At 68.8% G+C, this 13,950-nt stretch carries 14 protein-coding genes; 5 read left to right on the top strand and 9 right to left on the bottom strand.

Features of this window, described 5'->3' with window-relative positions:
• The 4 genes from VGR06_RS32310 to VGR06_RS32300 all read right to left on the bottom strand — a co-directional run.
• On the bottom strand, positions 1-1,929 hold a 1,929-nt coding region (locus VGR06_RS32310), incomplete at its 3' end, for a lantibiotic dehydratase family protein (protein ID WP_327562968.1).
• On the bottom strand, positions 1,926-3,230 hold the full coding sequence (locus VGR06_RS32305; protein WP_327562967.1) for a lanthionine synthetase C family protein: 1,305 nt from the start codon (positions 3,228-3,230) through the stop codon (positions 1,926-1,928). The genes VGR06_RS32310 and VGR06_RS32305, both read right to left, overlap by 4 nt.
• A 113-nt stretch (positions 3,231-3,343) precedes the next feature.
• The gene (locus tag VGR06_RS44110) at positions 3,344-3,487 is read right to left on the bottom strand and encodes a class I lanthipeptide (protein ID WP_414637382.1); all 144 of its coding nucleotides are present in this window, start codon (positions 3,485-3,487) and stop codon (positions 3,344-3,346) included.
• An 805-nt stretch (positions 3,488-4,292) separates the two neighbouring features.
• Positions 4,293-4,850 carry an aldehyde dehydrogenase family protein gene (locus tag VGR06_RS32300; RefSeq protein ID WP_327562966.1) on the bottom strand — a complete coding sequence of 186 codons (558 nt, stop codon included), beginning with the start codon at positions 4,848-4,850 and terminating at the stop codon, positions 4,293-4,295.
• Between VGR06_RS32300 and VGR06_RS32295 the strand changes: the two genes are divergently transcribed.
• Positions 4,840-5,547, top strand: a complete 708-nt coding sequence (locus VGR06_RS32295) for a zinc ribbon domain-containing protein (RefSeq protein ID WP_327562970.1) — start codon at positions 4,840-4,842, stop codon at positions 5,545-5,547. The genes VGR06_RS32300 and VGR06_RS32295 overlap by 11 nt on opposite strands.
• 270 nt (positions 5,548-5,817) lie before the next feature.
• Positions 5,818-6,915 carry an integrase core domain-containing protein gene (locus VGR06_RS32290; protein WP_327562965.1) on the top strand — a complete coding sequence of 366 codons (1,098 nt, stop codon included), beginning with the start codon at positions 5,818-5,820 and terminating at the stop codon, positions 6,913-6,915.
• 152 nt (positions 6,916-7,067) lie between these two features.
• Here the strand turns inward: VGR06_RS32290 and VGR06_RS32285 are convergent, their stop codons facing one another.
• Together VGR06_RS32285 and VGR06_RS32280 are read right to left on the bottom strand one after the other, a co-directional pair.
• Entirely contained in the window at positions 7,068-7,697 is a 630-nt protein-coding gene (locus VGR06_RS32285; RefSeq protein ID WP_327562964.1) for a DoxX family protein, read from the bottom strand.
• Positions 7,698-8,145: 448 nt separating this feature from the next.
• Entirely contained in the window at positions 8,146-8,325 is a 180-nt protein-coding gene (locus tag VGR06_RS32280; RefSeq protein WP_327562963.1) for a hypothetical protein, read from the bottom strand.
• Here VGR06_RS32280 and VGR06_RS44105 point away from each other — a divergent pair.
• On the top strand, positions 8,245-8,904 hold the full coding sequence (locus VGR06_RS44105; protein WP_414637383.1) for an acetate--CoA ligase family protein: 660 nt from the start codon (positions 8,245-8,247) through the stop codon (positions 8,902-8,904). The two genes, VGR06_RS32280 and VGR06_RS44105, sit on opposite strands and share 81 nt — an antisense overlap.
• On the opposite strand, the gene VGR06_RS32270 is transcribed toward VGR06_RS44105, so the two are convergent.
• Positions 8,831-9,292, bottom strand: coding sequence for a cyclic nucleotide-binding domain-containing protein (locus VGR06_RS32270; protein ID WP_327562961.1), 462 nt, complete (start codon positions 9,290-9,292; stop codon positions 8,831-8,833). The two genes, VGR06_RS44105 and VGR06_RS32270, sit on opposite strands and share 74 nt — an antisense overlap.
• A 1,130-nt stretch (positions 9,293-10,422) precedes the next feature.
• Here VGR06_RS32270 and VGR06_RS32265 point away from each other — a divergent pair.
• Positions 10,423-10,851, top strand: a complete 429-nt coding sequence (locus VGR06_RS32265) for a tyrosine-type recombinase/integrase (RefSeq protein WP_414637381.1) — start codon at positions 10,423-10,425, stop codon at positions 10,849-10,851.
• A gap of 251 nt (positions 10,852-11,102) precedes the next feature.
• Here the strand turns inward: VGR06_RS32265 and VGR06_RS32260 are convergent, their stop codons facing one another.
• A complete protein-coding gene (locus VGR06_RS32260; protein ID WP_327562960.1) occupies positions 11,103-11,900 on the bottom strand; it encodes a TetR/AcrR family transcriptional regulator in 798 nt (265 codons plus the stop codon).
• A gap of 140 nt (positions 11,901-12,040) precedes the next feature.
• Between VGR06_RS32260 and VGR06_RS32255 the strand changes: the two genes are divergently transcribed.
• On the top strand, positions 12,041-12,553 hold the full coding sequence (locus VGR06_RS32255; RefSeq protein WP_327562959.1) for an Hsp20/alpha crystallin family protein: 513 nt from the start codon (positions 12,041-12,043) through the stop codon (positions 12,551-12,553).
• A 460-nt stretch (positions 12,554-13,013) separates the two neighbouring features.
• Here the strand turns inward: VGR06_RS32255 and VGR06_RS32250 are convergent.
• Positions 13,014-13,950: YihY/virulence factor BrkB family protein (locus VGR06_RS32250; RefSeq protein ID WP_327562958.1), on the bottom strand; the 937-nt coding region annotated here is incomplete at its 5' end.

The following is a 13,950-nucleotide window of genomic DNA, read 5'->3' as shown; positions in this document are numbered from 1 at the left end:
ACCCCAATCCCAGGCGACCAGGCCCGCTGGTGCGTTCTGGTGCTGAAGCGCACACAGGAAGCGGTACAGGCCCAGGCTGCGCCCATCGTAGTTGTGGGCGGTGGTGAGCCTCGGCACGACCTCACGGTCGAGGCGACGGGAGCGCAGGACGACGCGGCCGTCGCGCACCGATACCAGGAGGTCGGTGACCGGAATCTGGTGGTCGTCCGGCGCGCCTGAGCGACCGAGATAGGGAATCTCGTAGTCACGCAGCACTGGACGGCACAGGATATTGCCGATCCGGCCTTCCGGAAGATGCACGATCTCGGCGAACACCCGCCCGGGGCGGCGTTCCTCCTCCGCTTGAAGGTGGGCGCGGACGAACGCGTGCAGGGCCTGGTCGGCGTGGCAGAAGCGGCCGAGCAGCACGGCGCCGGAGGGCCCGAACAGATGGTGGAGCACGACGCGGTAGGCACCCTGGGCCACGGCGCGGTCGGACTTGGCGACCACCGTCGCCATCAGGTAGAAGGCGTCCGGCAGAGGTGGACGCTGCTCAGTGGCCAGCGCCTCGACGTCGGACGCCTCGAGCGTGATCTCGCCGGCCCCATCGGCAAGCGCCTGCGCAAGCTTCCCCAGGAGCAGGGATTCACGCGCGGCCCAGCGCGGCGCCTCTCGATCAGCGCCGGGGAACGGGAGCCCGACCAGGAGCGGAGCGGCCTCGGCCAGAGGGGACTCGGACCGCTCGAAGCCGATCCCGATCTCCTCGTCCAGCGCCTCGACGAGCGGGACCTCGCGGGTCTCATAGCGCCGGAAGAATTCGTCGCGGAACCGCGACAGCCCGTCCGGCGCCGGCGGCGGGCACAGCTGATGAAGGAGCCGCACGCCCCGGGCGAGTTCGGAGACGAGCGGGGCGCCGAGTGTGGCCTGCTCGGCCGGTTTGACCAGGTCGACCTGCACCAGACGGGACAGGTCGGGCTGCACGGGGAGCTCGCCGAGCAGTGACGCGACAGCCCGATAGCGGTCGGGTAAGGTCCCCACTCCTTCGGCGTCGATCTCGTCCAGGGCGGCCCGTGCGTCGTCGACTCGCTTGGCCATCTGCGCGGTACCGGGGGCACCGCCCAGGGTGGCGATCAGGCCGTGCATGGGCTCGTCTCCAGTGACGAGCGGGCTGGCGTCGCTCACCAGGAGCTGGTTGTCTACGAGTTCCTCGACGTACTCCTCGGCCTCGGCCTGGCTGATCTGGTCGTCCACCAATACCCCCGCCACGGCCTGCACGGCCGCTCCTTTCTGGGCCTTCTCGAGCGCCGCGGCGAGATACGGGTTCTTGTCGACCGCCACGAGGTGGTACGAGCGTCCCGACGTGGTCAGCCGGGCTTCGGCCAGACGCAAGCGGCCGGCCAGCTCGTACAGGCTGGAGTTCGGGTGATACATGAACGTCCGACGGAGCCGAGGATCACGCTCGACGGCCTCGACGAGCGCGCACAGGTAGTCCATGTCGAGCCGGCTGTGCGGCTGGTACCGCTCCCGAGCCTGCAGGTGCAGCCGGGTCTGCGTGTCGATCGTGCCGGTCGTGCATCCCGCGAACAGACCGAAGGGGGTGGCTCGGGTTGCCGCCCGGCTGACGTACGCGACCACAGCCGGCTCCAGTTTGCGACCGCTTTTGCTGTCGGGCTCCTTCTGCCACACGTCGAGGGTTTCATCCAGGCTCGGCGAGGCGACGAAGATCGCTTCGCGTACCTCGGGACGGGCGACCAGTGTCTGGAGCCGGTGCCGCAGCCGGGTCCGGTCCCGCTCGAGCGCCTCGTGCAGGCGTCGAGGGTCGCCAAGAGAGCCGACGGCCTCCAGTCCCTCGCTCCAGGCCGCGACCTCCTCGAACGGCAGTAACGGCGTCCGCAGGACGAAGAACCCCGATGGGGTGAACTGCCGGGCGGCCCTCTCCTGCTCCGTCATCGGGCGCGCCCGGTCACGGCGTCGGGGGCGGAGAGAAGGAACATCCGGTCCCAGATGGGCTCCAGGGGCGTGCTCGCGGCCAACAGCACCAGCGCAATGCCCGCGGCGCCCTCGACCAGACCGGTGCCAGTCCACGGACCCTCCTCGGCGCGGTCCCCGCTTCCCCGCACCCACGACGTCCCGTTGCCCCTGGCCAGACCGTAGAAGTCGAGTGTGCGTCCGAGCCAGTACTCGGCAGCGCGGCCAAGCTTCGGCTCTCCCGTGGCCTGGTACATGCGGTTGTAGATGTGGGCCAAACCGGCTGTCCCGTGGCAGAAGCAGGCGTCGCGGATCCCGGTGTTCTCCGGGGGTCGCTCTGCCGCCCGGCAGGCCAGCGCCACCGCCGCTCGCTCCAGCCGGGCGGCACCGACGCCGCGGGCCGCCAGCAGGAGGGCGGCCGCGATCCCCGGGTCCCCGTAGCACCAGGCGCACCGGGCAGGCGAGGGCGGAATACCCGGCGCCAGCCATATCGGGAAGGTGGGGGCCGCGTCGGTCGCCACAGGGTGTGCCAGAAGCCAGCTCACCGCATCCTCGAGGAGCGGACGCGCGGTCCGCGGTGCGAATCCGGCGCCACAGAGGCCGCCGAGAAGGGCGATGGCCCCTGCCGCGCCGTGGGCGAGACCGAAGTCTGCCCGCCCTGCGGGGTACTCCTTCCGGGAGTCCGGGTGCAGAATTCCGGCGGCGGGCGTCCACCAGTAGACGCCACGCTCATCGCTTTGGGCGTGTTCCCGCAGGCGTTCGACGACCCGGCGGAGGCACTCGACCGCCGCGGGGCGTGGTAACCGCTGCAGTGCGTACACGCCGAGACCGGTGACCGCCACGACGAGGTCGTGGGGCGCCGGCCACAGGTTGGCGACGGATAGCAGCTCGAGGAGGGCTTCGTCGATTTCCTCGTTGCGGTCCTCGGGATCGGGGTCGAGCAGGTGGTCCACCACCTCCACCGCCCACGCCACCCCGGAAAATCCCCCGTACAGGGAGGCGTCCATCCTTTGCGTCGACACGGCCTCGATGGCCCGTTCGAGGCACTGCCATGCGAGGACGTCAGCCTGCGGCATGCGGCCGGTCTGAGCAAGCCAGGCGTACAGGACGGCGAGGCCGGCGTCTCCATTCGCGAGTGAAGGGTCTTGCTCGCCGGCCGGCGGTGCGACGTACGGAAGGGACTCCGCGATGGCATCGACTGCCTGCAGCGCCTGCCGGGCGATCGTTCCCGACAAGATCGGTCGCCAGGGGGTTCCCACGCTCGCGGTGTCCAGCGTCCTCATGCCCCGAACCGCACCACGCTCGCCGATAGATGCCGCCGCCGGTGAACGCGTGCGAAGGCAACGCAGGTGCACACGCGTTGCCTTCGCACGTCAACCTCACCGGCTAGCCGGTCTTACTTGCAGTTCGGGTGCCCAGACGAAGGGCACTTCGCCGGGTTGAATTGCCCGCTGTTCGCGGCCCCGCCGACAACCTGTGACAGTTCCTTGTTGTCCAGGGTCCGCAGAGTCTCCTTCGACAGCGTCAGCTTCTTCTTCATAACGCCCCCTCTTTTGGATTTCACGACTGTCGCGCAGGGTTCCCTCCGGTCAGCCCGGCGCGCGTTGACCAGACCGTCCCGGCGCGCATGGCGTATCCCCAGCGCGACGTGGCTCGGTGGCTATGTTCGGCCAAGTTCGCCATCCGCAGCGAGCTAATTGGCCCCGCTGACATCTCGACGCCGGTCGCAGCTTTCCCCTTGGCCCGGAGGTCGAAGTCCCTCGATAAGCCGACTCCCCGACGTCGCTCAGTTCGCGATGTACTCCCGGGAGGGCCGCGTGGAAAAATGCTTGGACGACCGTTGAACGGCATAACTGATCACCACTTCAGCATGACGGGAAAGCTGCGGCGGAACCAAAGGCGCACTGACCATCGATCACGCGGCGCCGCATCCAGCGCCAACGTGGAGACGTCGGACGAACGCGGTGTCTGCCCCGCGATTTAATGGACGGACCTATCCCGGCCGCTGGTGTCGAACAAGGCTGCGCACTAAAGGCGCACGACCGGAACAACCGCAGGAATCACTCGTTATCGAGTGGTGCCCACACCCGTTTTAGCACGGCCCCACCGTCGGATCGTAGGCATCGAACTCCCCCCACCACACTGCCTAACCCGACTCCCTCCCTTATACGCCGAATCCAAGCCTTGTGCAAGTGTCAGAACATCAATGATTGATCGGTAACACGAGCATTATTCAGCATGCCGTGCCGCACAATTTTTTTATCCGATTGATCGGATAAACCTCGATTGTCACAGCAGGTATTGATCCTTGAGCAGCGAAGCAAATCTCCCGGACAACTGTGGAACTACCGGTCGCGGTACCGGTGGCGTAGCGGTGGGTGAGCTCGCCTCGCGAGGAGACGTCCTATCCACTGCGCCGGACCAGTCGCCCCGACCGACCGCCGTTGACGGGGCGCAGACCCAGCGTTCCCGCGGGCCCGCCTGATCGGCGTGCTACGACACCCGTTCCCAGCCGGCCCGCCGGCGGCGGCGACGCTGGATGCCAGCCCCAGGTCGGCGTCCGGCAGGATCACCACCGGGCAGGACGCGCCGAGTTCCAGCGAAAGCTTCTTCACCCCCGCCACTTGGGTTATCCGCTCGCCGGTACGGGTGGAGCCGGTGAATGACACCTTCCGCACCCGCGGGTCACTGACCAGGGCGTCGCCCAGCTCGCCGCCCGGGCCGGTGAGCACCGACAGCACGCCGTCGGGCAGGCCGGCGTCCACGAAGCAGGCGGCGAGCGCGAGCGCGGTCAGCGGGGTGGTGCGGGCCGGCTTGAGCACCACCGCGTTGCCGGCCGCGAGGGCCGGGGCGAGCTTGTGCATTACCAGCAGCGCCGGGCAGTTGAACGGCGTGATCGCCACGACGACGGTCGAGGTGCAACACCGCAGCCGCCACCCCTACCCACTCAAAGGGCTTGTCTACTGCGCACTCTGCCAGCGCCGCATGCAAGGCCAGCGCTCCAACGGCGAAGCCTACTACCGCTGCCGCTACGCACTGGAATACGCACTCGCTAACAAGATCAACCACCCGCGCAACGTCTACCTGCGGGAACGTGACGTCCTCACACCCCTCGACGACGCCCTCGCGTCCGCGTTCGCCCCCGCGCGGCTGCAGGACACCATCACCCGCATGACCGCCAGCCAGCCGCCGCCGAGCCCCGACGACTCCGCCCTCCACGCGGCCCACGCCCGGCTCGCCGACTGCGACACCAAACTCGCCGGCTACCGCGCCGCCTTGGACGCAGGCGCCGACCCCACCGTCGTCACCGGATGGATCACCGAAGTCCAGAGCCAGCGGCGCAAGATCCAGGAACAGCTCAGCACACCCCGCCCCCAGCCGACCAAGACCATGAACCGGGAACAGATCACCACGCTCATCCAGCAACTCGGCGACATCACCACCGCCCTCGCCGAAGCCGAGCCCACCGACCGCGCCGAGGTCTACCGGCAACTCGGACTCCGACTCACCTACCGCCCAGAACAACAAAAAGTCCGCGTACAGGCACAACCTGTCGCGGACTCATATGGGGATTTGGTTCGTGTCCGGAGCCCGACTTGAACCCCTACTACATGGTCAGGCTAGGCGAAGACCTCTTGCTGCCCTGAAATTCTGTTCGAGCCTGCAGGATTTCAACCTGCGACCCCTTGTACTGAGTCACACGATTTCGGGTCCTTTCACCGCTTGTCACAGACCGCCACTTTGCGGGTGCCGAAAACCTCATCCTGGCCATGCCACTTTGATCACCGAGATGAGATCCGCTGCGGTACCGAGCTCTCGGGCCCGACGCGGCAGGGATCCACGCTGATAACTGCGCGAGGATCACCCGCTGTGCTGCTTCGACTGGCCTACCTCGGCGTGACCAACACGCTCGCGCTGCTCCGCCTTCTACCGATGAGCGACCGCGCCAAAGACACCGAGATCCTCGCACTGCGGCACCAGATCACGGTCCTCGAACGGCACCTGCGCGGCGAGAGGATCCGTTTCACCCCATCTGACCGGGCCTGGCTCGCCGCCTTGCTACACCAGGTAACCCGCGACGTACTCGGTGAGATTCGGCTACTGGTACGCCCGGAGACCGTGCTCCGCTGGCACCGTGACTTGATCGCGCAACGCCACGCGAGGAACTCCCGACCCAAACGGGCCGGGCGGCCACGCACCATCCGATCCATCCGCCGGCTGGTGCTGCGCCTGGCCCGCGAGAACAGCACATGGGGGTACCGCAGAATCCACGGCGAACTACTCGTCCTCGGTATCAAGGTCGCCGCCTCCACCGTGTGGGAGGTCCTCAAGGACGCCGGTATCGATTCGGCACCCCAGCGCACCAACAACACCTGGGCGACGTTCCTGCGCTCTCAAGCCCAGGCCATCATCGCCGCGGACTTCTTCGAAACCGTGACGCTGACCGGCACCCGCCCCTACGTCCTGGCGGTCGTTGAGCACGCCACCCGCCGGGTCCGCGTCCTCGGCGCCACCGCACACCCGACCGCGACGTGGGTGACCCAGACGGCCCGGAATCTGCTCATGGACCTCGACGACATCGGACTCCAGATCAAGTACCTGATCCGCGATCGGGACGGGAAGTACCCGGCACTGTTCGACGCGATCCTCGCCGACGCCGGCGTCACGGTCATGCTCAGCGGCGTCCGGATGCCGCGGATGAACTCAATCATGGAGCGGTGGATCCGATCCTGCCGCCACGAACTGCTCGACCGGACGCTGATCTGGAACCAGGCGCACCTGCTATGGGCATTGCGCGAGTACGAACGGCACCACAACCGCCATCGTCCTCATCGGGGTATCGCGAACGCCCGGCCGATGCGTCCGCTACCCGAGCCGATCACCGATCCTGCCGCAATCACACGTCTGCGCATCCGCCGAAATGATCGTCTCGGCGGCCTCCTCCACGAATACGATCGTGCAGCGTGAGCTGCACGGATGAGGTTTTCGGCATCCGCAACGCCGACCCGGGCCGTCGCGGGCATCGCGGGCCCGCCGGGCCGCGCCAACCGCGGACCTCGGGAAGGTCCTCGCCGGTGCGGCGGATATGAGCGCGGTACTCGGCGCGGGACGACGCTTCCTCACCGCCGCCGCGCGAACGACTGTCCTACCTCAGCCAGGTGGCGCGTCGTACCAGCGGGGTGGCGGCCCACACGGCCCAGCCCCAGGGTGTTACCGGCACCCAGCAGGGCCAGCACGATCAGGACGGCGGCGTAGATGAGGTGGTCGTCCATGAACGGGTTGCTGGCCGGCGGAAGCACAGCGGTCCACATCAGGACGGTCAGCAACGCGCCGCCGGCGGCGGCCAGCCGCATCCCGATGCCCAGGATCAACGCCACGCCCACGGCGAGCAAGCCGGCCATGAACAGCACATTCACCGGGCCCGTACCGGCGATGGAGTGGTAGAAGCCGGCGAATGGGCCCTTGGCGGAGCTCAGGAACCCCTTGGTCGGGCTGCCACCGTTGACCCAGGACTTCGCCGAGGAGGTGGCAAAGCCCAGACCGAACACCTTGTCCAGGAACGCCCACAGGAACACCCACCCCAAAGCGATACGGATACCCGCCAACAGGTAACGGGCCGCCGTGGCCGACCGTCCGGTCGGGAAGACGAGCGCCGGCTCACGGTTGCCTCCCACAGCCGGTAGCGCACCGGCGGCGGGGCGAGTCGTGCTGCGTACAGCGGTGCTGTTGTCCTCGGCGATGTCGACCATCGCACTCACATTCCTTCATGTTTCTGGTGGATCGTGGTCCCGCAGCGCGAACGCTCGCGGGTGGTCGAAGGACGGCCAGGCCGTCCGGGTGCGTCGTCCACCGCAACCCAACGGACAGGTCGGGTGGCTTACCCCCGCTTGTCAACGCAGCGCATCGACGACAACGCCGGTCGATCCCGTCCCAAGTCCATACGGTTCTCGCGGGGACGGCGTAGCGACCGCGCCTCCGCGGCGACCGGGCGACCCTGACGATGAGGCGTGGTCCAGGAGGCGCACGGCCCGACATCGACAATCGCCGGTCGTACATGGGTCAAGCGGGCCGGCTGAGACGTATCGAGCGGGCCGGATGCGAAGGATCTACTCGGTCATGACGAACTCGGCTCGCGGCACATCGAAGACGGCGGATGAGCGCCACCGGGGTCCCGAGCGACACCCTCACCCCTACGCTCTATTCCCGGATCTGCGCCGACAGCCTGCGCCGCACGGCCGGGCCGCCGACCCGGAACTGGTCCACAAGAGCGCCGCGGTCGCGGCCGCCTACCGGTCGGTGACCGACGCCACCGGCACGCGCACCGTACCGGTGCAGCAACACGTCGCCGCCGTGGAACTGGTCGCCGGGGTGGTCCACGACCCGCTGTTCGGCTCGCTGGTGATGCCCGGCCTCGGTGGCGTGAACACCGACCTGTTCGCCTACCGGGTGCTACGACTGCTGCCGGTCAACACTGACGCCGCGGCGATGTGGCGCTCACTGCGCACAGCGCCGCTACTGACCGAATACCGGGGCGGGCCGGCGGTGGACACGCAGGCCGTGGAGGAGCTGCTCCTGCGGCTGGGTCGCCTCGCCGAAACCCTGCCCGAGGTCGCCGAGCTCGACCTCAACCCCTTCCTCGCCGGATCCGACGGGGTGGTCGCGGTTGACGTCAAGCTGCGGCTCGCACCGGTCACCGCCGAGCCCGACCCGGCCCGACGGTACGGGAACTGCGCGAACCCTGATGAACCGGCGCGCCGCCATGGCGAAGCCTCCGGCGGAGCGGCGCGACGATCGGATCGGCCACCCGGTCGAGGAGGTGGGCCGCGTTGTCGCCGGTCTCCACGCGTCGGTGGATCATCCGGGAGACCGTGGCGGGTCATCGTCAGGACGGCCGCCCGTACAGGTCGAGCAGCCGCATCCGGGTGGACTGGAGCCGATCGACGACGACCTCGGTGAACCGGATGGCCAACTGGAAGCCCAGCGCGGGGTCGCGCTGACACAGCTCGCGAACGCCGGCAGCGTCGAACTCGATCGCCGACGTGACCTCCCCCGCGCTGGCGGAGAAGTGCCAGCGGTACGGCGGGAACAGCCACGACCAGCCGAGCACCGCGCCGCGGCCAAGGCTTTCCACAACCACGACGCCCTGCGCGGGTACCTGGCTTTCGAGGCTGACACGCCCCTCGCGGATCAGCCAGAACCGCTCCGCCTGCCGGCCCTCCTCGAAGATCCGGGCGCCCAGGGGGAACACGGACTTCTTCGACCACGACGCCAGCTGGTCCAGATAGGCGGGGCTCAGACCGGCCAGGAAGGGCTGGGACGCCAACAGATCGCGGATGGTCTCCATCACGACTCCCCTTGTTCAACAACGAGCGCGGCGACCTCGGTGGCGACGTCGACGCCGACCAAAACCTGGCTATGCACCCGGCCGCAGCCCACGCGGCCGGACCGCCGCACGGTTGACCCAGCTGTCCGGCTTGCCGGTCAGCCATCGGCGGTAGGGGGCTACGAGTCAAGCACACCTCACCGTTGAACCCGAAGCCTGCGTGGTCTGGGGTGGCTGAACCGGCTGGCGCGGCGATGAATCTGATGGGCTGGGCCGTCGTATCGACGGTAGGCGGCGGCGTCCAACGGGTTGGCGCCGGCCTGCCCGCCACCGTCCAGAGGTACCACGGACAGCACCAGCAGGGCGCTACGCAACTGACGACCCAGCACCGCCCACGTCCGCACGTGATACGCGCGCATGGCGTTCGGCCCCAACCACCGTCGGGGGCCGCCGCCTCGGCGCCCGACAGGCCACCCGGGCTGCTGGCCAGGCCCACTAGGAGAAACATCCTTGACGGGCAGCGTGGCGGTCGTCCCTACGGGCAGGCCCCCGGCATCCCATCGCTTGGCGACAACCCGGTCAGGCCCCCTCACCCCGAGGGTCATCGCGGTGGCACCGGCGACATCGGTACCGGCCAAAGGCGTCGGCGCACTGTCTTGATTGGCTTGCTCAAAGCTGACTCCGACCCGGATGTGCGCAGCCACCGTGCATTGTGCGGCCACCGGGGTCCTGAGCGGCGATCTCACCGTACCCCAGAACGGACTGCACGCTGCCATGTCATGCCCAGCGCGGCGCGGAATCCTCCCGGCGCTCCGCGCAGTGGCCACGGCGGGGCAGGGCCTCGCCGGCGGCGCGGGTAAGCCGCGGCGGGCCATGTCGCTCACGCCGCGGGAGCCGTGACGCCGGTGAGCGGGCAAGCCTGATCAATGGGGTCATTGGGCGGGAACGTGGCCGGGTCAACTTCAAACCTGGCGGCGGCTCCAAGGCTGATCCATTGCTCATTCTGACGATGGGGCATCGGGAACCGTGGCGGGCGTACCACTCCGGCGTCGTCGGCGAAGACCCACCGAGGATCCAGCGCCAACAGACGGCCGCGGCGAAGGGACCCGATCTACCGCCGCCCGGTCGCCCTGGACAAGCACACCGTCAAGGTGCTGCGCGAGCATCGGCGCCGCCAATTCGAGCAGCGGGATGGGCAGCTCGCCGCCGGCCGACCCTGGGTCGACTCGGGGTATGTGTTCACCCGCCCGGTCGGGACGCCGATCAACCCGAACTACGCCACCACCCAGTTCCGGAAACTCACCGACCGGTCCGGGCTACCGCCGGTGCGGCTGCACGACCTGCGCCACGGCGCCGCCTCCCTCGCCCACCAGGCCGGCGCCGACCTCAAAACCCTGCAGGACCTGCTCGGGCACTCCAGCATCGTCGTCACCGCCGACACCTACACCAGCGTGCTTCCCGCCGCCCAACACCGCTGCGCCGACGCCACCGCCGCCCTGGTCCTGGCAGCCGACCGCCGCACCCGCCGCAAGATCAAGGACAGGCCACTCAGATCCTCGGTGGCTGGCTGCGCGATGTGATGGCGGCGAACGCCGAGCACCGCAACTTCCGGATCATGGGCCCGCTACAGCTGGGGAATTCCGTGAGCGCCGATAGGGGCCACATTCGGGGGCACATTCATCAGCAAGCATCGTTGCCCGTCGTGACAGGGCGGTTCGCGCTGCCGCCGCCGAGTGTCGGCGGTGGGGCCAGTAACCGCCGCTCCGGTGGGGGCTGCCGGTGTCCGCCCTAATCAGCGGGCGGGCAGGGCCGGCCCGGGGAGCATTTCGGTTTACCGGGTGTGGTGGGTTGGTGGTGGTGCCGCCCGGTTCTGGTCAGCGCTGCGGTTGCCGGCCGCCACCGTGCCGGCGCGGGCCGCCGTTTCGAGTCCGGCGACGAGGGTGTCGAGCCCGGCTGCGAAACGTTCGTCGCGGTTGTTAAGCCAAACGTGTCCACCGAGGGCGACCAGCGTGGGGAAGCGGTCGGCTGGCAGTGACCGCAGGAACGCGTGGAGCTTGTTTCTGGTCTCGGTGTCCTGGACGCGCTGCTCGTTGACGGAGTTGGGGCTGCTGAGCGCGAAACCGAGGGTGTAGTCGTAGACCAGGGAGAAGGCCAGGCCGGTTTCCCGTTCCGGTAGGCCGGCCGCGTGCAGCGGTGCGAGGAACGCTTCGGCGAGGGCGAGGGAGTGCGGCCCGAGGGGGTCGCGGGTCTTGAGCAGCCCGGCGATGCCGGGGTGGTTCTCAAGGACCGTCCGCAGCCGGTGCGCGAGCACCTTGACCCGCTCGGTCCAGGCGAGGCGGTGATCGACCTCGTAGTCGACCTCGGCTAGCACCCCGTCGAGGACGAGGTCCCGCAGCTGCTCCTTGTTGCGCACGTGGCGGTACAGCGCCCCGGGTACCACGCCTAGTCGTGTGGCGAGGGCGCGCATGGTCAACGCGTCCACGCCGTCAGCACCGATGACCGTGAGGGCCTCGGCGACGACGTGTTCGCGGGTAAGCGCCGGGCGACGGTGCCGTTCACCGGCTGGAGGGATGAACCACAGCGGGCGCGAGCCTGCATCCTCGGCGGCTGCCGGTCGTCGCTGCGCCACGTTCGCCTCCGGGCAGGTTGACTGTGAACGGCGTTCACTGTACCGTGAACAGTGTAGCTCGCAAGCGGATGCCGTTCACTTAGTCGTTTCTTGCCGGGCCGCCGGGCCGCCGGTCCGGCCAGATGCAAAGGGAGGACGACATGACAGTTGTTACCGGCTGGGACCTGTTCGAAGACCTACGTGATGCGCAGGACGAGATGCTGCGACTGAACAGACTGCGCGCCCACAGGCTCAGTCAGGCCGGCCAGCTTTACGACGGCGGCGCCACCCAAGGTGCGTGGATGCCGACGGTCGACATTTCCGAGCGCAAGGACGCCTACCTGGTGACGGTCGAGCTCCCCGGCGTCGGGATCGACGACTTCGAGATCACATTCCAGGACGGCCTGATGACGATCCAGGGCGAACGGTACAACGCGCACGACTCTTCCGAGGAAAAGGTACATCGAGTCGAGCGCCGCTACGGTCCCTTCCGCCGCTCGATCACCCTGCCCAGTCATGTCATGGCGGATGCGATCGAGGCCTCGGTCCAGGACGGCGTGCTGCAGATCGTGGTGCCCAAGGCGGTCGAGGTACAGGCCAAACGCATCCAGGTACATGCCAGCCAGAAACACGCCGACCCGGCATCAGGCACCGGAGCCGAGATCAGCAGCTGACAACCCGCCACCCCACAGATCTCTCCCGCTGCCACCCGCCGGACGAAGCGGTGGCAGCGGGAGACGCACACCTGAGGCGGGTCCCATACAGCATTGACCGGACCGCACCGGTCGCCCCGCCAGGCCCGCCGCCGAACACTTCCTCAGCCGCCCCACCACCGGCTTCGGCGCCATGATCACCCAGAAGCGGAGCCGTTACGGTGCCGCGACGGCGAGCCGCATCGTCGACTTAGCCGCAGCTGCCGCATCGCCCACGCGGTGGTCGGCGACCACGCAGCCCAGCCGAACGAGCCGAACGGCACCCCTCGCACCGGGTGACGGGCGGCGTCGAAGTCGGCGAGGTGTCGCGCGGCAGCCAGATGGGTGATCTTCTCGAGTGTCGATCGCTGGCTTGGCGGCGGGTCTCCACCGTGTCGCCGCCGTCGGGCGCCACGACGTGATCGCAGGGGGTGACCGTGGGTTACGGTTGGCGTCCGGCGTCGGTGGTGCGTGCGGCCAGGTCGGTGACCTGGCCGGCGGTGCTGGTGGCGGCCAGGGTCGCCGCGAACAGGATCAGCTGGTTGACGACGTTGAGGAAGACCAGCAGCCCGACCGCGCCGGCGACGACCAGGTAGGTGGCGTTGGTCTCGGTGCGGTGCACGTAGAGCCGGCCGAGGGTCTTGAGCAGTTCCAGGCCGGCGGCGACGAACAACGCGGGGCCCAGGACCCGGCGCAGCGGCATCCGCAGGCGGGGCAGTCCGGTGAGCACGGCGATCGACAGCAGCGTGTTCAGGCCGACGCCCAGCACGAGCCCGAGCGTGCCGAGCAGCCACCGGGCCGGGGCGGGGTCCACACCGGCGGCGGTGACCAGCCGGCCCGCCACGGCGGTGGTGGCGAACACCACCGCCAATGATGCGGCCAGCAGCAGGCCGAGCCCGATAAGCACGAGCAGGTCGATCAGCACCCGGACGAAGAACATGCCGGGGTATTCGGGCAGTCGCCAGATGGCTCTGATCGAGGAACGCAGGGCGTCGATCCAGAACCATCCGGAGATCGGCAGGCCGATGAACCCGATCACGCCGACGGTGCCCCGGGCGTCGCGCAATGCCCGCACGTCGACGCGGGGCAGGTTCTCCGCGAGGTAGCCCTGCACGGAGCGCAGCACCACCGGGTCGTCGAGGACGAACCCGAAGGCCGCGAAGCTGAGCAGGGCCAAGGCGAACGTCGCGAAGAACGCGTAGTAGGTCATCGCGGCGGCCAGCCGGCCACCGTCGGCCTGGTCGTAGCGCACCGCGGCACGGGCCAGGTGGTCCAGCCAGCCATGGCGGCGGCGGGCACGCATCCATGCCGCCACGGCACGCTTCGCAAAATCCGCGGCCGTCACGCTCGCAGCAGTACCCGGCCGCCGGTCCGGCCAC

The sequence above is a fragment of the Actinophytocola sp. genome (assembly GCF_036002505.1).
GTDB lineage: Bacteria > Actinomycetota > Actinomycetes > Mycobacteriales > Pseudonocardiaceae > DASYTH01.
This window is presented reverse-complemented; position numbering and strand designations above follow the sequence as displayed.